The organism is Sporomusaceae bacterium ACPt (assembly GCA_041428575.1).
GTDB lineage: Bacteria > Bacillota > Negativicutes > Sporomusales > Sporomusaceae > Sporomusa_D > Sporomusa_D carbonis.
The window spans coordinates 1,938,492-1,957,636 of record CP155570.1 but is presented as its reverse complement, the minus strand read 5'-3'; the positions used below and the strand labels follow the sequence as shown (position 1 = coordinate 1,957,636).

Annotated in this window: 26 protein-coding genes; all 26 read left to right on the top strand. The window is 43.8% G+C overall.

The genetic code is table 11. The features are described from left to right. Positions 1-46 precede the first annotated feature (46 nt). The 26 genes from mltG (at position 47) to SCACP_RS09825 (ending at position 19,127) form a co-directional block, all read left to right on the top strand. A complete protein-coding gene (mltG, locus tag SCACP_RS09950) occupies positions 47-1,060 on the top strand; it encodes an endolytic transglycosylase MltG (protein WP_425061175.1) in 1,014 nt (337 codons plus the stop codon). Continuing rightward, a complete protein-coding gene (locus SCACP_RS09945; RefSeq protein ID WP_425061174.1) occupies positions 1,061-1,672 on the top strand; it encodes an O-methyltransferase in 612 nt (203 codons plus the stop codon). Beyond that, positions 1,669-2,904 (top strand): peptidase U32 family protein, encoded by a 1,236-nt coding sequence (locus SCACP_RS09940; RefSeq protein ID WP_425061173.1) that lies wholly within the window; start codon positions 1,669-1,671, stop codon positions 2,902-2,904. The genes SCACP_RS09945 and SCACP_RS09940 overlap by 4 nt, the downstream gene beginning before the upstream one ends. Next, positions 2,901-3,119, top strand: a complete 219-nt coding sequence (locus SCACP_RS09935) for a DUF4911 domain-containing protein (protein ID WP_425061172.1) — start codon at positions 2,901-2,903, stop codon at positions 3,117-3,119. The genes SCACP_RS09940 and SCACP_RS09935 overlap by 4 nt, the downstream gene beginning before the upstream one ends. A 57-nt stretch (positions 3,120-3,176) precedes the next feature. Continuing rightward, positions 3,177-4,847 (top strand): peptidoglycan D,D-transpeptidase FtsI family protein, encoded by a 1,671-nt coding sequence (locus SCACP_RS09930; RefSeq protein WP_425061171.1) that lies wholly within the window; start codon positions 3,177-3,179, stop codon positions 4,845-4,847. Positions 4,848-5,020: 173 nt separating this feature from the next. Beyond that, on the top strand, positions 5,021-5,473 hold the full coding sequence (gene aroQ / locus SCACP_RS09925; protein ID WP_425061170.1) for a type II 3-dehydroquinate dehydratase: 453 nt from the start codon (positions 5,021-5,023) through the stop codon (positions 5,471-5,473). Positions 5,474-5,476: 3 nt separating this feature from the next. Then, on the top strand, positions 5,477-6,541 hold the full coding sequence (locus SCACP_RS09920; protein WP_425061169.1) for a M24 family metallopeptidase: 1,065 nt from the start codon (positions 5,477-5,479) through the stop codon (positions 6,539-6,541). A 27-nt stretch (positions 6,542-6,568) separates the two neighbouring features. Beyond that, entirely contained in the window at positions 6,569-7,126 is a 558-nt protein-coding gene (efp, locus tag SCACP_RS09915; protein WP_425061168.1) for an elongation factor P, read from the top strand. Positions 7,127-7,231: 105 nt separating this feature from the next. After that, positions 7,232-7,708, top strand: a complete 477-nt coding sequence (locus SCACP_RS09910) for a CD1247 N-terminal domain-containing protein (RefSeq protein WP_425061167.1) — start codon at positions 7,232-7,234, stop codon at positions 7,706-7,708. Between the two features lie 186 nt (positions 7,709-7,894). Then, a complete protein-coding gene (gene spoIIIAA / locus SCACP_RS09905) occupies positions 7,895-8,896 on the top strand; it encodes a stage III sporulation protein AA (RefSeq protein WP_425061374.1) in 1,002 nt (333 codons plus the stop codon). Beyond that, complete coding sequence (gene spoIIIAB, locus SCACP_RS09900; RefSeq protein WP_425061166.1) at positions 8,887-9,405, top strand: stage III sporulation protein SpoIIIAB; 519 nt, start codon at positions 8,887-8,889, stop codon at positions 9,403-9,405. Before spoIIIAA ends, spoIIIAB begins: the two co-directional genes overlap by 10 nt. Positions 9,406-9,446: 41 nt before the next feature. Then, positions 9,447-9,644 carry a stage III sporulation protein AC gene (gene spoIIIAC, locus SCACP_RS09895; protein ID WP_425061165.1) on the top strand — a complete coding sequence of 66 codons (198 nt, stop codon included), beginning with the start codon at positions 9,447-9,449 and terminating at the stop codon, positions 9,642-9,644. Positions 9,645-9,658: 14 nt separating this feature from the next. Beyond that, on the top strand, positions 9,659-10,045 hold the full coding sequence (spoIIIAD, locus tag SCACP_RS09890; protein WP_425061164.1) for a stage III sporulation protein AD: 387 nt from the start codon (positions 9,659-9,661) through the stop codon (positions 10,043-10,045). Between the two features lie 12 nt (positions 10,046-10,057). Continuing rightward, positions 10,058-11,215 (top strand): stage III sporulation protein AE, encoded by a 1,158-nt coding sequence (gene spoIIIAE, locus SCACP_RS09885; protein ID WP_425061163.1) that lies wholly within the window; start codon positions 10,058-10,060, stop codon positions 11,213-11,215. Positions 11,216-11,239: 24 nt separating this feature from the next. Next, positions 11,240-11,860: a stage III sporulation protein AF gene (gene spoIIIAF / locus SCACP_RS09880; RefSeq protein ID WP_425061162.1), complete on the top strand. Its 621-nt coding sequence runs from the start codon at positions 11,240-11,242 to the stop codon at positions 11,858-11,860. A 13-nt stretch (positions 11,861-11,873) separates the two neighbouring features. After that, positions 11,874-12,491 (top strand): hypothetical protein, encoded by a 618-nt coding sequence (locus SCACP_RS09875; RefSeq protein ID WP_425061161.1) that lies wholly within the window; start codon positions 11,874-11,876, stop codon positions 12,489-12,491. Positions 12,492-12,502: 11 nt separating this feature from the next. Then, positions 12,503-13,045 carry a SpoIIIAH-like family protein gene (locus tag SCACP_RS09870; RefSeq protein WP_425061160.1) on the top strand — a complete coding sequence of 181 codons (543 nt, stop codon included), beginning with the start codon at positions 12,503-12,505 and terminating at the stop codon, positions 13,043-13,045. A 153-nt stretch (positions 13,046-13,198) separates the two neighbouring features. Then, positions 13,199-13,600 (top strand): Asp23/Gls24 family envelope stress response protein, encoded by a 402-nt coding sequence (locus SCACP_RS09865; RefSeq protein WP_425061159.1) that lies wholly within the window; start codon positions 13,199-13,201, stop codon positions 13,598-13,600. 32 nt (positions 13,601-13,632) lie between these two features. After that, positions 13,633-14,172 (top strand): alkaline shock response membrane anchor protein AmaP, encoded by a 540-nt coding sequence (amaP, locus tag SCACP_RS09860; RefSeq protein WP_425061158.1) that lies wholly within the window; start codon positions 13,633-13,635, stop codon positions 14,170-14,172. 11 nt (positions 14,173-14,183) lie between these two features. Then, complete coding sequence (locus SCACP_RS09855; protein WP_425061157.1) at positions 14,184-14,411, top strand: DUF2273 domain-containing protein; 228 nt, start codon at positions 14,184-14,186, stop codon at positions 14,409-14,411. Between the two features lie 19 nt (positions 14,412-14,430). Further along, positions 14,431-14,847 carry a transcription antitermination factor NusB gene (gene nusB, locus SCACP_RS09850; RefSeq protein WP_425061156.1) on the top strand — a complete coding sequence of 139 codons (417 nt, stop codon included), beginning with the start codon at positions 14,431-14,433 and terminating at the stop codon, positions 14,845-14,847. Further along, positions 14,844-15,803, top strand: a complete 960-nt coding sequence (locus tag SCACP_RS09845; RefSeq protein ID WP_425061155.1) for an O-sialoglycoprotein endopeptidase — start codon at positions 14,844-14,846, stop codon at positions 15,801-15,803. Before nusB ends, SCACP_RS09845 begins: the two co-directional genes overlap by 4 nt. A 500-nt stretch (positions 15,804-16,303) precedes the next feature. Further along, positions 16,304-17,518: an exodeoxyribonuclease VII large subunit gene (gene xseA / locus SCACP_RS09840; RefSeq protein WP_425061154.1), complete on the top strand. Its 1,215-nt coding sequence runs from the start codon at positions 16,304-16,306 to the stop codon at positions 17,516-17,518. Continuing rightward, positions 17,508-17,765 carry an exodeoxyribonuclease VII small subunit gene (xseB, locus tag SCACP_RS09835; RefSeq protein ID WP_425061153.1) on the top strand — a complete coding sequence of 86 codons (258 nt, stop codon included), beginning with the start codon at positions 17,508-17,510 and terminating at the stop codon, positions 17,763-17,765. The genes xseA and xseB overlap by 11 nt, the downstream gene beginning before the upstream one ends. 5 nt (positions 17,766-17,770) lie before the next feature. Then, on the top strand, positions 17,771-18,658 hold the full coding sequence (locus tag SCACP_RS09830) for a polyprenyl synthetase family protein (protein ID WP_425061152.1): 888 nt from the start codon (positions 17,771-17,773) through the stop codon (positions 18,656-18,658). A gap of 49 nt (positions 18,659-18,707) precedes the next feature. Further along, on the top strand, positions 18,708-19,127 hold the full coding sequence (locus SCACP_RS09825; protein WP_425061151.1) for a divergent PAP2 family protein: 420 nt from the start codon (positions 18,708-18,710) through the stop codon (positions 19,125-19,127). Positions 19,128-19,145: the final 18 nt, after the last annotated feature.

Here is a 19,145-nt window from a genome sequence, read left to right as displayed (position 1 = left end):
TTATAATAAACAATCCAAAATTAATTCGACGAAAGGGGGATAGTGAATGCTAATCCTGAGCAATTCAGGTACAAAAAAAGCTATTGTCGGAATATTATTTGTCACAATTATTGCCATTGGCGCCATGCTTGGCTGGATACTTACTCAGCCTGTCGGCGGCGCCGGAGAACCGGTGATGTTTACTATTAAGCCTGGCACTCCAACTAAAAATATCGCTGAAGAGCTAAAAAAGCAAAATTTGATCAAAAATGCGCTTGCGTTTCGGATTGCCGCTAAACTTCAGGGAGTGGAAAATTCGTTACAGGCCGGGGAATATGCGTTTAGTCCGGATATGTCACTACGGAAAATGCTGGTCATGATGTCACAGGGTCAAACGGCTTATCAGCAATTTACTATTCCCGAAGGATATACTGTGGATCAAATTGCCAGCTTGCTGGCAGAAAAACAGCTGGTGAACCCGGACAAGTTTAAAGCACTGGCTAAAGATTTTGCACCATTTCCTTATATGAAGGCTACTCCGGGCACCCAATATAGTGTTGAAGGCTTTATTTTTCCTGATACTTACCGGGTGCCCAAAGGTATAAGCGAAGAGGAATTACTGGCCATGATGGTTAATCAGTTTGATGCCAAACTCACTCCTGAGCTGCGGCAGCGAGCTGCCGAGCTGGGCTTATCGATACGGGAAGTAATTATTATGGCTTCGCTGGTGGAAAAAGAAGCTAAGCTTAATGAAGAACGGCCGATAATCGCCGGCGTATTTGCCAACAGGTTAAAACAAGGTATGCCTTTGCAGTCTTGCGCTACTATTCAATATATCTTGGGTTATCCAAAACCTGAACTAACCATTCAGGATACCCAGATAACCTCACCGTATAATACCTATCAAATTCCAGGGTTGCCCCCCGGGCCTATCGCCAATCCTGGGAACGCTTCCATCAAGGCCGTGCTGTATCCCGCCAACACTGATTATTTATATTTTGTTGCCGATAAGCAGGGCAAACATCACTTTAGCAAGAGTTATGAAGAACATTTAATTACAATTAATCAGGTGCAAATATAAATGGACAAGCTTAGCAATATATTATCTGTAATGGAAGACTACGCAGTCAAGCATGGTATACCGATATTAAGTAAGGAAAATGGTAAACTGTTGCAAGAAGTGGCGTCCGCAATTCAGCCTGCGTCAGTTTTGGAAATAGGTACAGCGATTGGTTATTCAACTCTACTGCTAACTGCTACTATAGCGTCAGGTGGCAAAATAACTACAATTGAGCAAAATACCGAACGGATTGAGATTGCCAGGCAATTTTTGTCTCAGGCGGGTGTTTTAAATCAGGTAGAAATAATTGCTGGCGACGCCGGGCAAATTGTGTCTAGGCTTGCCGGTTATTTTGACTTGGTATTTATTGATGCTGCTAAGGGCCAGTATCTTGATTATTTGCACAAAGTTATGGATAAACTGTCTCCAGGAGCCGTTGTGATTGCCGATAATGTGCTGTTCCGGGGCTGGGTGTCTGATGATAAAGTACCGCCCAAACGGTTCCGTACTATCGTTAAACGTCTTAGAGCCTACCTTGACTTTGTGGATTCCGACCCACGCTTTAAAACAACTATTTGGCACATTGGCGATGGTATGGCTGTATCGTATTATCAGGGAGAGACTAAAACATGAAAAAACCGGAACTTCTTGCGCCTGCAGGAAATTTAGAGAAACTTAAGATGGCGCTCATTTATGGCGCCGACGCCGTATATATGGGTGGAAAAGCATTTGGCTTAAGAGCGTTTAGCGATAACTTCAGCCATGATGAACTTAAGCAAGGTATTACTTTCGCCCATAGTCTTAATAAAAAAGCTTACATAACCGTTAATATTTTTCCCCATAATGACGATTTGCCCGAACTGCCTGATTATATAAAGTCGGTTTCTGCTATGGGCGCTGACGGCATTATCGTGTCTGACTTGGGGGTATTTCGTATTGCCCGCCAAGTAAATCCGGCTCTGCCTATACATATCAGTACCCAGGCTAATAGCACTAATTGGTCAACTGTCCGGTTCTGGCAAGAGTTAGGCGCGGCGCGAGTCGTGCTGGCCAGAGAACTCTCACTTGAAGATATAAGGGGTATTAGGCAAAAGGTTGATATTGAACTGGAAGCCTTTGTGCACGGTGCCATGTGTATGTCTTATTCGGGGCGGTGCCTGATAAGTAATTATCTAACCGGGCGGGATGCCAACCGGGGCGAGTGTGCTCAGCCCTGCCGCTGGAAGTATTACTTAATGGAAGAAAGCCGCCCAGGCGTATATCTGCCTGTTCTTGAGGACGAGCGGGGAACCTATATCTTTAATTCCAAAGATTTGTGCCTTATCGGTCATTTGCCAGAACTGATTGAAAGTGGCCTCAACAGTTTCAAAATTGAAGGCCGGATGAAAAGCGTGCATTATGTCGCCACAGTAGTCAAGGTTTACCGTGAAGCTATTGACAGCTACGCTGCGTTCCCGGACGCTTTTCGTGTTAAACAGGAATGGCTTGAGGAACTGCAAAAAGTTTCCCATCGAGAATATACTACTGGTTTTTATTTTAACAAAACAACTGAACAAGACCAAATTTACACTTCGTCCAGCTATATTCAGACCCATGATTTTGTAGGGCTGGTCAAAGAGTATAATCCTTCAACCAGTATGGCGATAGTTGAGCAGCGTAACAATATGAAGATCGGTGATGAAATTGAAATAATGCAGCCTGGTCAGGAAAACTTTACGCAAACTATTACAGCGATGTTTAATGATGAAGGTAATCCAATTGAAGTAGCGCCTCACCCCCAGCAGATGCTAACTATGCCGGTATCTAAGCCGGTATCGCCATATGCTATGTTGAGGCGACAGGATCCAAGGAGAACCCGGCTATGATGCGCACAGCAGCTAAACCCATCTATATTCAGGTTGAGCCTAAGCATGTTAACTACATCAACCGAATTATGGAAGGATATGAATATCTGGGTGTTGTCAGCACACTAGACCGAACGGCCGGGATATTGGTAATACGCGCAACACCTGACACCGCTGGCGAAGTGTATGACATACTAGCACATCTTCCTATTTCAGTACAATATGTTGAACGCTGAATAACTATTTGCGGCAAAAAGCCATACTATACCTATCTAATCATAGAAGGTGGCAGTATGGCTTATTCCAGTTCGCGGATTGACAGGCTGGTTTTATTTTTTTTCATCGTGTCAGGACTGCTGGTAATACGGCTTTTCTATCTTCAGGTTATTTATGCTCCTCAGTTGGCGTTAGAAGGACTTAGTATTCGCGTACAGGAATTGCCTGTAGATGTTGCCAGAGGGGAAATATTAGACCGTAACCGCTTGCCGCTTACCAATACTACTCAGCAATACAGCATCGTAGTTTTTCCTGGGCAAATTAATAATATGATAGAAACATTGGCAAAACTTGATAATGTGGCTGCTTTACCACGTAAACAAGTTGAAGCCAAATTACGGCGTTTAAACGGCAGTGAATATCCCTTTAGATTAGTTGACGGCATAGATAGTAGCGTTGCCCAGAAAATAAACGAATTACAAATACCCGGAATTGTAGCAGTAGCAGAAAAAGTCCGTTATGGTTACGGAACCCTGGCAGCACATGTGGTCGGTTACATCAATTCTGCTGATAATAAAGGGGTAAGCGGAATTGAAGGCATGTACGATGACTTGTTACGCGGCAGCCAGCCGGAATACGTGGCTGCAGTCGTTGATGCCAGCCAGCAGCTTATACCCGGCCTTGGCTATAAGCGAATGAAATTTACAATCGGTAACCGGGAAAATAATGTTGTTTTAACTATCGATAAAGAGATCCAGCAAAAAGTTGAAGATATCATGGACCGCACGATCGAGAAAGGTGCAGTAGTAGTTATGCGTCCCAATACAGGAGAAATACTGGCCATGGCTTCACGGCCGACATTCGATGCAAATAATTTGAGTAAGTATTTGGCTCAGGACAGCGCACCGTTACTAAATCGTTCTGTTTCAGCTTACCAACCCGGATCAGTATTTAAGTTGGTAGTAGCGGCTGCCGCACTGGAAAACAAAACGGTTACTATGGATGACGTATTCTTTGACCCTGGCTATATTGATGTAAACAATGTCAGGTTTCAGGGATGGGACTACGACCAAGCCCCTAAAGGGCGGCTGACAATTACCCAAGCTATGGCCCATTCCAGCAACCCGGTGTTTATTCAAATCGCGTTAAAATTGGGACCCGAAAAGCTCATTGCCATGGCCAAAAAACTTGGCTATGGCTCACGGACTAAACTTGATTTTTCGAATGAAAATGAAGGCAATTTACCAGAACCGGACCAGCTATACCCTGGTGATTTGGCAAACTTAGCCATTGGTCAGGGATTTTGTGAGGCTACTCCGGTACAATTAGCGCAAACAGTAGCAACTATTGTCAATGACGGTATCAAAGTGGACCCATATATTGTGAGTGCCCTTACCAACCCGGAAGGAGCTACGATAAAAAGCTTTCAGCAACCTCATCCCAGTTCACGGGTAATGTCGCGGAAGACGGCGGAAAGACTACGGGAAATGATGGCTGCTGTTACTCATTATGGTACTGGCCAGGCCGCCTATGTTGAAGGTTATGGTTCGGCCGGTAAGACAGGGTCAGCTGAAACCGGCCGGATAAACGCTGCCGGCCGAGGAATAAACCATGCTTGGTTTGCTGGTTATACTCCGCTTGAGCACCCGAAATATGTTATTGTGGTCTTTGTGGAGGAAGGAATGTCTGGTGGCAATGTTGCTGCTCCAATTTTTCGGGATATAGCCGAAGCTATTTTGAAAAATTAATATCACAAAAGATCAAGGAACTGCTAGAGGATATAAGGCTGTAAGCCCAGTTTCTAGTAGTCAAATTACAAAATATATGCTAAAATGTAAAAGTTAGTGTATGAATATATATTTAACTAATATAAGAGAGTCCTGAGTTTAGATTCAAGGATAGATGTGCTGGAGATGATTGGGTGAAGACATATACACGGCAAGTACTAGTCATTCACGGACCTAATTTGAATTTGCTCGGTAAACGCGAGCCGGAAGTATATGGTGCTACTACACTTAACGACATTAATGACATGTTAAAGAAGCGCGCCAGCCAACTAGGCTTAGAATTGACTATTGTTCAGACCAATCATGAAGGAGTCATGGTTGAAACCATCCAGCAGGCTCAAGATATATTTGCCTGTATTGTCATCAATGCGGCTGCGTTTACACATTACAGTATTGCTGTCCGGGATGCTCTGGCTGCAGTAAGTGTTCCCGCAATCGAGGTACATTTATCTAACATTTACCGGCGGGAACAATTCCGTCATCATTCGGTGATATCGCCGGTAGTAGTAGGCCAGATAGCAGGATTTGGCGCCGACAGCTACTTGTTGGCCCTTGAGGCTGCATCCCGTCTAATAAGGAGCGAATAATACATGGTACGGCGTTTAGCACGGCTGCGCGAACTAATGACTGCCAATAACCTTGACGGCATGATTGTAACAAAACCGGAAAACCGACGGTACTTTAGCGGCTTTACCGGATCTGCCGGAATACTGATTATCGGACTCCAATCGCAAAAATTGCTCACAGATTTCCGGTATATTGAGCAAGCTAAGCAACAGTCGCCACTTTATGAAATTGTCCGACACGGTTCTATTCCTTATGAAATTCTGGCGGAAACAATAAAAAAACTGGGATTAACCCGTATCGGGTTCGAAAGTGATTTTGTAACCTGGGAAGCTCACCAAAAGCTAAGCGATTATATCTTAGACGCAAAATTGGCGCCTGTTAAACTGGATGAACTTAGAATGGTCAAAGACCCCTCCGAACTGAATTTACTAAAAAAAGCCGTTGAAATTGCTGATAACGCGTTTCAGGCTGTGCTCAAAGTAATTACACCTGGAATAACCGAGCAAGAAATTGCTCTTGAGCTTGAATATCAGATGCGTAAACTCGGTTCCGAAAAACCGGCTTTTGATACCATTGTGGCTTCCGGAATCAGAGGAGCGCTACCGCATGGCCGTGCTTCCGGTAAGCCCATCGCCGCCGGTGATTTTATAACTATGGATTTTGGTGCGGTGTATCAAGGGTACCATTCTGATATGACCAGAACGGTTGTGGCAGGAAAAGCCACAACTAAACAGCGTGAAATATATAATATTGTATTAACTGCCCAGTTAGCAGGAATTAATGCAGTAAGGGCCGGCAAAACCGGCAAGGAAATCGATCAGGTAGCCAGGCAGGTAATTGCTGATGCTGGCTATGCTGAATATTTTGGCCATGGTTTAGGACATGGTGTTGGGCTTTTTATACACGAAGACCCCAGATTATCACCAACTGGTGAGATCAAGCTGGCTGAAGGTATGGTAGTGTCTGTTGAACCCGGGATTTATCTTCCCGATTGGGGAGGCATACGTATTGAAGATTTAGTGGTGGTTTCTGCTGCCGGCTGCACAATTCTTACTGCCAGCAGCAAAGAGCTAATAGAATTATACTAATTGACCGAACAATGGGGAGGCTTATGAATGATTTCAAGTAATGATTTTCGTACAGGGGTAACAATTGAAATTGATAATGATGTCTGGCAGGTAGTCGATTTCCAACACGTAAAACCAGGTAAAGGAGCAGCATTTGTACGGGCAAAATTGAAAAATGCCCGTACCGGCGCTGTGGTTGAACGAACCTTTAATGCCGGTGAAAAATTGCCGAAAGCACATGTTGATCGCCGTGAAATGCAGTATTTGTATGAGAGTGATGGCATGTACAATTTGATGGATAATGAGACTTATGAACAGATTGCGTTGTCTGCTGAACAAATGGGCGATGCCTGCAAATTCTTAAAAGAAAATATGAACATAGCTGTATTGTTCTTTCAAGGCAATGTTATCGGCGTCGATTTACCATTGTCAGTTGAACTTACCGTTGTCGAAACCGATCCCGGCATTCGCGGCGATACCGCTACTGGCGGCACTAAGCCGGCTAAACTGGAAACCGGGCATGTTGTGCGCGTGCCTTTGTTTATCAATGTTGGTGAAGTACTAAGAATTGATACCCGTACCGGCGAATACATTGAACGTGCCTAACGGCTGCTAGACCATCAAGCCCCCTGAAGTTATGTTTTAATAAGCATTGGATATACTACAAGTAGTATCCTATGCTAAGAACATAGCTAAAGGGGGTTTAATTTTATGAGAAATCTTAAAGAAAAAGTGGCCTATTTACACGGGTTAACGCAAGGGCTTAATGTCAACGAACATTCATCTGAAGGCAAGTTATTGCTCAATATTATTGACGTACTTGACTCTTTCGCCGAAGAAGTCCATAGTGTGAATTTAGCGCAAATGGAACTGGAAGAGTATGTAGAGTCGATTGATGAAGATTTAACCGACCTCGAAGAACAGATATATGAAGAAGATTTTGACAGTGATGAGGATGAAAATGACAACATATATGAAGAGTCCTATGATGACGATATGGTTGAAGTAGCTTGTCCATCGTGTCATGAATTAGTTACGTTTGAATCTGATATTTTAGACGATGATGACGATATTGAAGTTACCTGCCCGTACTGTGGCGGCGTAGTATATGATAACACCTTGGACATCTCTGCCGATAACGTGCATGATACCAAAGACTCGGGTCATATAATGCATCCCGGCGTATAAAAGATATTGATTCAGGATAATAACTAAGCATCCGCTAGTATACAGGGACTTGGCGCAAGCCAAGTCTTTCTTATTTTTTTAGCATAAACTGCTTTTTTAAACATATCTATGTAAAGAAAGCATGAGCAAAGACTAAGACAAGTCGCCTTCTTAATATATCTCAATATATAAGGACGGAAAAGATTGATGAGGAATATCCAATCTATTTTATCTGAACACATTTACCCTGTATTACCTCCAGGCATTGTTCAATTGATTATGTCCTTACCGCCCAGCGTGTTGACTAAGATCACTGAAATCCGTCTAAGAGCCAATCAACCGTTATTACTTGTGCTGGACCTTCACGACATTATGGTGGCTGAATCCGGTCATGTAAGCGGAGAATCACAGGCTTACCGCTGCAGCCGTGATGATTTGATTAAAACATTTCAACTAATTTGCAAAAATTCTGTTTATGCCTTTGAACAGGAACTAAGGCTAGGTTATTTGACTATTAACGGCGGACACCGGGTTGGTTTGGCCGGACAGGTAACAACCTTTGATGGAACGATAAAAGCACTTAAAAATATTAGTTCGCTAAATATCCGTTTAGCCAGAGAGGTGCCTGGGTGTGCAGACAATATAATTCCTTTTGTGGTGGCCGGTGGTCGCAGGATATTAAATACACTCATTATATCACCGCCACGCTGTGGGAAAACCACAATTCTCCGTGACCTACTACGACAGCTGAGCACTGGTAAACCCGCGCTTAGTATTCCCGGAGTTCAAGTCGGCTTGGTTGATGAACGATCAGAGATTGCTGCCTGCCAAAACGGAATTCCCAGCGTGGATTTAGGTCCGCGCGTTGATGTGCTTGACGCTTGTCCCAAAGCGAGTGGACTATTAATGTTAATTAGGTCTATGGCTCCGGACGTTGTGGCCACCGACGAGCTGGGGCGGGCTGAAGATGCTGATGCCGTCCGCGAAGCTGTTCATGCGGGGGTCAGTGTAATTGCTACCGCCCATAGCAGAACTGTCAAAGAATTGGGCCAGCGTCCGCATATTAGCGAATTAGTGAAGCAAAAGTTCTTTGAACGTTATGTAATATTAAGCGGCCGGTTGGGCCCAGGTACTGTTGAAGAAATCTATGATTCTATCCAGGATAAAGTTATCTATAGCTGTCGAAATGAGGTGAAAATATGTGGTTGAAAATTCTTGGAAGTTTAATGGTTGTTACTGCCGGCGCTTGCATAGGCTTTAGTTTGGCAGCGCACTATACTGAACGCCCGCGTCAAATACGTCAAATAATCAGTTGTTTGACAGCACTTAAATCTCACATTAATTATACGGCAATACCACTCCCTGAGGCATTATCTTTGTGTACCGGGGGTATAACCGGGCCGGTAACGGAAATGTTTCACAACATGGCTACACTGTTGAGTAACAATGGCCGGCTTACGCCCCAGGAAGCTATGAGTCAGGCTTTACGGCAAACTAAGAAACTCGTTTTAAATAAACCTGAACGGGAAATTCTTGCAGTTTTTAGTGCCAACTTGGGCGGGATGAACCGTGAGGAACAGCATAAATCTCTGGACATGGTGCATGAACAACTGTCCAGAATTCAGTATGACGCCGAAAAACTCTGCGAACAAAACGTAAGAATGTATCGTTACTTGGGAGTATGCGGAGGATTGGCGGTGGTCATAGTTTTATTTTAAGTTAACAATTTTGCTTAATTAAGAAAGGAGAGAGTAATATCATGGGGCTGGATATATTATTTAAAATTGCCGGAGTAGGTATCTTGATCTCAGTATTTCATACAGCCTTAAAACAGGCAGGTAAAGAGGATATGGCCCATTTATGCACTCTTGCCGGCTTTGCCATGGTGCTATTATGGGTAGTGCAGTTGTTAGGCCGGCTATTCACCACCGTCCAGGACGTATTTAAGCTGTTCTAAGGGGTGTAAACACCATGGAAATCATTCAAATTATCGGGCTAGGCTTTGTAGTCACGTTGTTAATTTTAATAATCAGACAACAACGGCCTGAACTGGCGGTACAACTTGCCTTAACTCTTTCAGCGATCATCTTTTTAATGGTGCTTAGCAAACTAAATGTAGTCCTTGATTTATTCAGAGATTTGGCTGAGAAGGCCAACATTAGCCAAATGTACTTAAATACTATTCTCAAAATTATCGGAATTGCTTATGTGACTGAGTTTGGTGCCCAGGTGTGCCGTGATGCCGGTGAAGGAGCCGTTGCGGGTAAAATCGAGTTTGCCGGAAAGATCTTGATAATGGTCATGGCAGTACCAATAATTGCTTTAGTACTGGACACAATCGTAAGACTCATTCCTTAAGGTGGAGTGCACGTGAAAAAATTATTAATGGCACTAATAGTTGTCTGTTGGAGCAATATTGCCTGGGCAGCGGCTGAAGTCAATCAGGAATTGCCGTTGGATTTATTAGATGTATCATCAGTAAATCATATCAATAATTTTATTCAAATGATCAACAAAGAACTAAACGAAGATATACCGTTATTGACTGCTGAAACAATTAAAGATATAGCCAGTAAGGGGATAACTCCTAATTGGCAGTCAGTTACAAATAAGTTTGTGGCCTATTTATTTAAGGAACTGGCAGCAAATATTCATTTGATGGGAAAACTGTTGTTTTTGGCAGTACTTTGCGCGCTGCTGCAAAATCTGCAAAATTCTTTTGAGCAGTCGGCTATTGCGTTATTGGCTCACAGCGTCTGTTTTATCTTTTTATGTGTAATTGCTTTAAGCGCTTTTTACCAGGGACTGACGCTCGCAAGAGAAACAGTCGGTAACATGGTAGGATTTATGGAAGCCCTGTTACCGCTTATGATTTCGCTGTTGGCCGGAGTCGGGGCGCTAACCTCGGCAACATTGTTTACTCCGCTTATGTTACTGGTAGTAAGTGTAACCAGCATAATCGTTAAAGATATTGTTTTACCGTTGCTTTTCTTAACTGCAGTTTTAGAATGTGTAAACTATCTTTCCGGCAAATACCAGCTTAGTAATTTGACCGGAGTATTGAAGCAAGCCGGTATGGTAACCTTGGGTCTGGTATTAGTAATATTTATCGGTATCATAAGTATACAAGGCGTTGCCGGCAGTGTAGCTGATGGCTTGACTTTAAGAACAGCCAAATATGCAACTGCTACTTTCATCCCGGTAGTAGGTAAGATGTTTGCAGATACTGTAGAACTCGTAATGGGGGCGTCACTGCTATTAAAAAACGCCGTAGGCATTTTCGGAGTGGTGACTATCTCACTGCTGTGCGCATTGCCGTTGGTTAAACTTATCTCGCTGGTAACCGTTATAAAGATTGCGGGAGCGCTGATTCAGCCGATGGGAGATGAAAAAATGGCAAAATGCCTTGACAGTATGGGGAATAATTTGTTGTTAGTGTTTGGCGCGTTGCTTACCGTTGCCTTAATGTTTTTTCTGGTAGTCACCATAATTATCGGCGCCGGCAGTGTAGCCATGATGCTCCGTTAAGCTTTAGTTGCGGTGGGTGATTATATGATAGATTCCATTACCGCCTGGGTTAAAGGCATAATATTCGTGGTATTATTCGCTTCTTTTCTTGAACTTTTGTTACCAAACAACAGCATGCAGCGCTTTGTAAAAGTAATTATGGGGCTGTTTATTATGCTGGCGATTCTGAATCCGGTTATCAGCGTTATTGAAAATAGACTGATGGCTGATCAAATTCCGGCGCTGGCTAACCATTCAGTCGGTGAACTATCTAGTGCCGATATCTTGAATGCAGCTAATAATACTGCCGGTAGACGCGAGCAATTGGCGCGTGACTTGTACGTAAGAGATTTATCAAAACAAATCAGGGCAACTGTGCTGGCTATTGACGGGGTGGCTGACGCTAAAGTGACTGTAAATATCGCCGAAGCAACAGGACAGGTAAGTAAGGCGACAGGAAAAATTAATCATGTAGTAGTATACATTGAACCGGGAATTATTGCTGATGAGCGAAAAATTACCAAGGTAGCCATCGGTAACAATACGACGGAAGCTGTAAAAGAGTCGGCAAGGCTGCCGGCTTCAGTAATTGATAAGGTTAAAAGGACAGTAACCGAATTATATCAGCTTAAGGCCAATCAAGTCGAAGTTAAACGGATAAATTAAGGAGGTAAAGAAAATGAGTGCGTTAGGAACTTCCCTTAAAGACTGGCTGTCAGGAGCAAAAAAAATTATGCCAGGGCAACTCTTAAAAGACGGCGTGATAAATGCCAGGCTGATATGGCTGGGGCTAACCGGAATCTTGTTGCTGGTAATTGGCGGGGTATATGAACCATTTTCAGCACAGCCTAAGCCAAACGTTACGGTTGAACCAGCCAAGAGTGCTCCGGCTGTAAGCCGCAGCTATGAAGAAGCCCTGGAAAGTAAACTGGCTAATTTGCTGGCGCAAATTAGGGGGGCAGGCGCAGTTTCCGTCAGTATTACACTAGAAAACGGCGGTATGCAGGAGCATGCCAAAAATATTACCAAAGAAACCAAGACAGTGCAAGAAAAAGATAATGCCGGCGGCATTCGCACTACTACCGAAACCAAAGAATCTGAACAGGTCCTGTTAACTAAAGAAAATGGAGCTGACCATCCGGTAATGGTACGGGAAACCAAGCCGGTAGTTAAAGGTGTTCTGGTTGTGGCCGAAGGGGCCTCTGACTCAACTGTAAAAGCTAATCTTACTAAAGCTGTAGAATTAGGATTAGGGATTCCCTCATATAAAATTACTGTTCTGCCACAAAGAAAGTGAGGTGAAATACTTTGAAAGTAATTTCAGTTTTTTCTTTAAACAAAATAGGTAAAATGGCCGTCTTCATAGTGGCGGCAGGTATACTTTCGCTGCTTGTCAGCGGTGCATGGAATTTTACCCAGGATATGCGGCAAGTCAGGGCTGACAGATCCAATGCCATGCAAGTAACCAAGCCGGTAGCTCCAGATCAAGTTGTACCGGCAATGGCTCCAGACTTTTTTACCGAATATCGTCTGGAACGGGATAAAATTAGAAGTGAACGGTCAGACCTATTACGCGAGGCAATAAAAAATGCCAAAACTGATGAAGCAAAACAACAAGCCCAGGAAGTCATTCTTAAAATGACGTTGGAGAAACAACGCGAGGCTGAGATGGAAAACCTGATTAAAGCCAAGGGTTTTACCGATGCTTTAGTTTTTGTGCGGGACAACTCGGTTAGCGCGGTGGTTAAAACAACATCACTCACCCGTGAGGAAGTTGTACAAGTAGCCGAAGTAATTAGCCGTATCGCCGGAGTTAAACCCGAAGATATAACAGTCAGCGCAAAACCATAGGCGTAAGTTGTCAGTAAATAGTAAAGTGGGGCCAAAGGCTCTGCTAATTTTTTTGCGGAAATTGTAAATTTGGTAAAAGCTTGGTATAATATTAAAGTTATAAGATATCATTCTCTATAATAAATTTTAGTATTCAAGGGATGGGGGGGTTGGATGGAAAAGCGGGATCGTATGGAAAAAACCGAGCATAATGATGTTGGCTCTATCCGGATTGCTGACGAAGTTGTTGGCATAATTGCCGGGCTTGCGGCAACCGAGGTGTCCGGAGTTGCCGGGATGAGTGCCGGGTTAGTTGGCGGCATAGCTGAAATGCTGGGTAAGAAAAACCTTTCCAAGGGTGTTAAGGTCGAAGTTGGCGAACGTGAAGCGGCAGTAGACTTATATATAATTGTTGAATATGGTGTGCGCATACCGGACGTGGCTTTGCGCGTTCAGGAAAACGTTAAACGGGCGATTGAATCTATGACTGGTTTGGATGTTGTTGAGGTTAACATCCATGTTCAGGGTGTGGGATTTGCTCCTGAAGGTAAAGAAGAAGATATTAGGGTAAGATAATTTGGGAAAGGCGAAAGGAAGGAGACGACGTTATGGGAATTATTGACCGCATCATTCTGTCCATCTATACGTTATTACTAGCTTTTTTATCATTTGCCGTTATTCTCCTGTCTTTACGCCTTATTCCTTTGGAATTGGCGGGGACAAGCCTTGCATATATATATGGTCAATGGGAAGCTTCACTGGTTGGTTTTGTATTTTTCTTGGTAAGTATCAGACTCCTTTTAGCCGGTCTCCGTTCCCGCAAGGCTAAAGATGCTATTGTCCACCATAATGATATGGGAGACGTGCATATTTCCCTGGATGCTGTGGAAAATTTGGTGGAGAAGGTAGCAAGGCATATTCGTGGCGTACGCGGCGTAAAGGTTAAGGTTACACTCTCCGGGCAGGGTGTTACTGTACGCCTTAAAGCGGTAGTAAGCCCGGAAAGCCATGTTCCGTCGGTAGCAGGTGAAATCCAAAAGCGAATTCATGAATATATTAAAAATACCGTTGGGGTAGAGTTAACTGACGTCCAAGTTATGGTGGAAAACATCAGCAATGATTTTAAAGCTAAACAGCGGGTTGAATAGAGGTGGGCAGCATGAATTCCAAGTTGTTGGAAGAAATCTGGCAGCATCATAGCGGAAAATTATTGGGGGTGCTATTTGGTTTTATCATCAGCATCTTAGTTATAACCTTTGGCTTTTTTAAAACACTGTTTGTTATTTTATGTGTTATAGCCGGATATGTTGTCGGCAAACGCATTGATGAGAAAGAAGATATTATGGAAATATTGGACAAGCTTCTACCACCAGGTTACAATAGGTAGAACTTAGAAAGAGGGAAGTATGAGCCGTAGAAAGGCCCGTGAAATGGCTATTCAAGCATTATTTCAACTTGATTTTAACTCAGGTGCTAATAGTGATGATGCGCTTAATTCAGTGTTCAGCGAATATGAAGACATTAACGAAAATACCAGACTGTATGCAAAGTCACTGGTAGAAGGCACATGTAAAAACTTAGCTGCTATTGATGAGTACATATCTCAGTTATCCCGGGAATGGAAAATTGACCGCATGGCCGGTGTTGACCGTAATATTGCCCGTATGGCCATTTATGAAATGAAATACAGCGATGAGCGACTACAGCCGGGCGTTGCTATCAACGAAGCGGTTGAATTAGCAAAAACGTTTGGCACTGAAGATTCAGGCCGCTTTATTAACGGCGTTTTGGGGTCAATCGTAAAAAATAGAGAATTATCATGAAGTACGCTTTAGGGATAGATACCAGTTGCTATACAACTTCGGTAGCTATATTGGATGAACACCAACAATTAGTTGCCGATTGCCGGCGGATTCTAAAAGTCAAAACCGGTAGCCGGGGACTTCAGCAGTCAGACATGGTGTTTCAACACACCCGTAACCTGCCTGCTCTACTAGCCGAAGCTTGCCAAAACCTTACCAAGCCGATTCGGTTTAAATCCATTGGTGTGTCGGCATTTCCCCGACCTTTGCCGGGTTCCTATATGCCAGCCTTTTTGGTGGGTGAGGGGTACGCCCAGACATTGGCTCTCAGTCATGATGTTCCGCTATACCGGATCAGCCATCAAGAGAATCATGTTTTTGCCGGTATCTGGTCAGCCGGCGGTCCGCAGGCGGTTAGCTTTCTGGCTGTTCATTTATCGGGAGGTACAACCGAAATTGTTAAAGTGTCTCCTAACCTCAACGCGCCTAACTCAAAGAAGCTTGCTCTTGAGATACTCGGGGGTAGTCAGGACATTCATGCCGGACAACTCGTTGACCGCATCGGTGTTGCTTTGGGATTAAACTTTCCTGCCGGCCCATGCTTGGAAGCTTTGGCGGCGTCTGCCCGCGACCGTGCCGTAAGAATTCCGGTAACTGTCCGGGAAGCGTCAGTTAGTTTTTCCGGGCCCGAAACCTATGTACACAAACTTATCGCTCAAGGTATGGACGCAGCGGTCATTGCCGCCGGAGTGGAACTTTGTATAGCCCGGGCTATAACTTCCATGATAAAATATGCAGTTAACCATACCGGTCTAATTGATGTGCTATTTGTAGGCGGAGTAACGGCTAATAGCTTTATTAGAAGCTATTTATTGGAGCACCTGGAGCATTCGGGAACTGCCAAGCTGTACTTTCCTGCTAGCATTTATAGCCCTGACAATGCACTAGGCGCTGCTTACTATGGGTTGACCAGCTAATTATTGCTTGGCAAATCACCACTATCATCCTTTGCGCATATGATACATAAATACATATGCCGGGAGGTGACACACCATGGTGCCCTATGTTCTGGCAGGTGCCGTGATTGGCTCAATTGTCGGTCATCTAATTCCACCTGGATATTTTTTTTGGTTCATGGTGGGAAGTGTAAGCGGGTATTTAACGCAACGGTATTTGGGAGGCCGATTTTAATATTTAACAGGTTACAGGTATATATAGTATCCAATAAAGATTTACAGGCGTGTTGTTAGTATAAGAGTAAGTCAAGCGCCAGCGGTGGAGCATTACTAACAACACGCCTAGAAAAAATCTTTATTGGATTTCATATAGATAAGCCTTGTATTAAAATTGATTTACCCAGACTTATGTCTGGTTTTTTTTGCATTTATAGGTTATCATTATTAACAGTGTATTATAAAGAAAACTTGGCTTGCGCCAAGAAAGCAAAATAAGCGAATTATATACCAGGTGGACAAATATGAGCAATATATACAGTGTCAGCGATCTCACAAAATATATCAAAAGCCTGTTTGACCGAGATACTAAACTGGTTTCAGTTTTCATTAAAGGCGAATTGTCTAACTTTAAGTGTCATTATTCCGGACATTGCTACTTTACCCTTAAAGATGCCCATTCCCAAATTAAAGCATTAATGTTTAAAAGCCGTGCTCAATTTTTAAAGTTCCAGCCGCGCGACGGCCTTAAGGTAATCGTATACGGACAGGTTACAGTATTTGAACGGGACGGGCAGTATCAGCTATATGCCGAACAACTTATACCGGATGGTATAGGCGAACTCAGCATTGCTTTCAATCAGTTAAAAGAAAAACTTGCAGCAGAAGGATTGTTTGATGAAAGCCGTAAACGGCCGCTTCAACTCCTGCCAAAAGCCGTGGGTATTGTAACATCGCCTACCGGCGCGGCGCTTAGAGATATTATTACCGTAGCTAAACGCCGCCACCCGGGTTTGCCGCTTATATTATATCCAGTCCAAGTCCAGGGAGTAGAAGCACCCTATCAGATAGTACAGGCTATACAAGCATTTAATAATCTCAAGAAAGTAGATGTTATCATTGTTGGCCGTGGTGGCGGTTCGATTGAAGAATTGTGGGCCTTTAATGACGAGCAAGTAGTACGGGCCATTGCTAATTCCACGATTCCTGTTGTGTCGGCAGTAGGGCATCAAACTGATTATACCTTGTCTGATTTTGCCGCCGATTGCCGGGCGGCAACACCTTCTCAGGCCGCCGAGATTGTCGTGCCTGATGTGTTTGAGTTAAAACGGTATATAACAACTCTGCAGACTATGCTTGAAAATAACATAAGAACTTATATTAAACAACGTCGGCAAACGGTTCGCCAGTTAAGGGACAGCAGGGTATTTACCCAACCGGAAAAACTGCTTGTCGATAAACGGCAAATGGTTGATACATATGTTGAAAGATTAGGACAAGCCGTACGAAAGATAATAATGACAAAACAGCAGACATTAAAAATAAATGCTGAAAAATTAGCTGTACTAAACCCGCTTGATATACTTGCCAGAGGATACAGCCTTGTTCGTACCTCCGACGGACGGGTTGTTACAAATTACCAGCAGGTCAAGCCAGGTCAGCAGCTGGAAGTTATTTTGAGACAAGGACGCCTCAATATTGAGGTCGTTAATACAAAGGAGGAGAAAAATGGTCAATAAAATGAGTAACAAGCAAAATAATGTATGTTTTGAAGATGCTCTTGGCAAATTAGAAGTGATTGTAAAACAATTGGAAACAGGTGAATTGCCGCTGGAGGAAGCGTTAGACAAATTTAGCGAAGGCATTTCTTACGCTAAATTGTGTTTTGAACGTCTCAATGTTGCCGAAGCGCAAGTTGATAAAATTCTCATGCAGGAACAAGGCCGATTAGTTGAGCAGCCGCTTCAACTGATGGAGGATAAATAAATACTATGACAGAACACTCATTAAGCCAATATTGCAAAAATAGAATTCATTTGATTAATGAAGCGCTTTCTTCCTATATCCCGGATGAAAGCCATCCCACGGTAATATACCAAGCCATGCGGTACAGTCTGTTTGCTGGAGGCAAGCGACTGCGGCCGATCATGCTGATGGCAGCGGCTGATGCTGTTGGCGGGAACGGCCTGGATTATTTGCCTGTAGCCTGCGGTCTGGAGATGATTCATACCTATTCACTTATTCATGATGATTTGCCGGCAATGGATAATGATGATTACCGGCGCGGCAAACTTACTAACCATAAAGTATACGGGGAAGGCATGGCTATCTTGGCCGGGGATGGACTACTAACAGCTGCCTTTAATGTCATGTTGTCCCAGCCTAATGTTGATCCGGCAGTATTGGTTGACGTAGTACGGGAAATAGCCACTGCTGCTGGTGCAGCAGGCATGGTTGGCGGACAGGCAGTCGATCTTGCTTCCGAAGGCAAAAATATTGATGCCAAAACACTGGAGTTTATGCACCAAACTAAAACTGGAGCTCTCTTTAAAACCGCACTCAGGTCAGGGGCAAAGCTGGCAGGAGCAAGTGAACAGCAACTCATTGCGCTCACCAATTATGCCGAACAATTTGGCTTAGCCTTTCAAATTACTGATGACATCCTAGACGTAGTCGGCAACCAGGATAAAATTGGCAAACCTGTGGGCAGCGATATCAAAAACAATAAAGTAACCTATGTGACGCTGCATTCGCTGGATGGAGCCCGGCAACTAGCGCAAACATCAGTGGACAGCGCACTGGCAAGCTTAAATGGGTTTGGCGCAGAAGCCCGGATACTGCGCGAACTTGTTGAATATTTAATAACCCGCGAAGCCTGAGGTGTAGAATATGGTCGAATTTATGGCGGGAATAGGAAAAAATATTATATTGATGACAGCTATAACCGCCTGGTTTAGTGCCCAAGTTTTGAAGACCATAACCGCTTACTGGCGGCATGGTGAGTTTAATGCCGAGCGGCTTATTGGGGCAGGTGGTATGCCTAGTTCGCATACTGCGCTTGTGGTCAGTCTGGCAGTCAGTATTGCATTACGCGAGGGGCTTGACTCACCGTTGTTTGCTTTGGCAGTTGTTTTGGCCGGGATCGTTATGTATGATGCTGCCGGCGTGAGACGGGCCGCAGGCAAGCAAGCTAAAGTTATTAATAAGTTGGTCCGCGAAATGCGGGTAGAACATAAGGTTAGGGATACCAGGCTTAAAGAGCTATTGGGACATACGCCACTTGAAGTGTTAGGTGGTGCTGTTCATGGCACTTTAATTGCCTACATCTTTTATGTTTTATATAGATGAATGTCAATCTTTAGATAT

Excerpts from the sequence above, each read along its gene's own strand:
- mltG (WP_425061175.1), top strand. The coding sequence starts at position 47 with ATGCTAATCCTGAGCAATTCAGGTACAAAAAAAGCTATTGTCGGAATA.
- spoIIIAB (WP_425061166.1), top strand. The coding sequence starts at position 8,887 with ATGTGGTTGAAAATTCTTGGAAGTTTAATGGTTGTTACTGCCGGCGCT.
- xseB (WP_425061153.1), top strand. The coding sequence starts at position 17,508 with ATGGTCAATAAAATGAGTAACAAGCAAAATAATGTATGTTTTGAAGAT.
- SCACP_RS09930 (WP_425061171.1), top strand. The coding sequence starts at position 3,177 with ATGGCTTATTCCAGTTCGCGGATTGACAGGCTGGTTTTATTTTTTTTC.
- spoIIIAA (WP_425061374.1), top strand. The coding sequence starts at position 7,895 with ATGAGGAATATCCAATCTATTTTATCTGAACACATTTACCCTGTATTA.
- SCACP_RS09855 (WP_425061157.1), top strand. The coding sequence starts at position 14,184 with ATGAATTCCAAGTTGTTGGAAGAAATCTGGCAGCATCATAGCGGAAAA.
- spoIIIAF (WP_425061162.1), top strand. The coding sequence starts at position 11,240 with ATGATAGATTCCATTACCGCCTGGGTTAAAGGCATAATATTCGTGGTA.
- SCACP_RS09935 (WP_425061172.1), top strand. The coding sequence starts at position 2,901 with ATGATGCGCACAGCAGCTAAACCCATCTATATTCAGGTTGAGCCTAAG.
- xseA (WP_425061154.1), top strand. The coding sequence starts at position 16,304 with ATGAGCAATATATACAGTGTCAGCGATCTCACAAAATATATCAAAAGC.
- SCACP_RS09920 (WP_425061169.1), top strand. The coding sequence starts at position 5,477 with ATGGTACGGCGTTTAGCACGGCTGCGCGAACTAATGACTGCCAATAAC.
- SCACP_RS09940 (WP_425061173.1), top strand. The coding sequence starts at position 1,669 with ATGAAAAAACCGGAACTTCTTGCGCCTGCAGGAAATTTAGAGAAACTT.
- SCACP_RS09945 (WP_425061174.1), top strand. The coding sequence starts at position 1,061 with ATGGACAAGCTTAGCAATATATTATCTGTAATGGAAGACTACGCAGTC.
- SCACP_RS09830 (WP_425061152.1), top strand. The coding sequence starts at position 17,771 with ATGACAGAACACTCATTAAGCCAATATTGCAAAAATAGAATTCATTTG.
- spoIIIAD (WP_425061164.1), top strand. The coding sequence starts at position 9,659 with ATGGAAATCATTCAAATTATCGGGCTAGGCTTTGTAGTCACGTTGTTA.
- spoIIIAC (WP_425061165.1), top strand. The coding sequence starts at position 9,447 with ATGGGGCTGGATATATTATTTAAAATTGCCGGAGTAGGTATCTTGATC.
- SCACP_RS09910 (WP_425061167.1), top strand. The coding sequence starts at position 7,232 with ATGAGAAATCTTAAAGAAAAAGTGGCCTATTTACACGGGTTAACGCAA.
- nusB (WP_425061156.1), top strand. The coding sequence starts at position 14,431 with ATGAGCCGTAGAAAGGCCCGTGAAATGGCTATTCAAGCATTATTTCAA.
- SCACP_RS09865 (WP_425061159.1), top strand. The coding sequence starts at position 13,199 with ATGGAAAAGCGGGATCGTATGGAAAAAACCGAGCATAATGATGTTGGC.
- SCACP_RS09845 (WP_425061155.1), top strand. The coding sequence starts at position 14,844 with ATGAAGTACGCTTTAGGGATAGATACCAGTTGCTATACAACTTCGGTA.
- SCACP_RS09875 (WP_425061161.1), top strand. The coding sequence starts at position 11,874 with ATGAGTGCGTTAGGAACTTCCCTTAAAGACTGGCTGTCAGGAGCAAAA.
- efp (WP_425061168.1), top strand. The coding sequence starts at position 6,569 with ATGATTTCAAGTAATGATTTTCGTACAGGGGTAACAATTGAAATTGAT.
- amaP (WP_425061158.1), top strand. The coding sequence starts at position 13,633 with ATGGGAATTATTGACCGCATCATTCTGTCCATCTATACGTTATTACTA.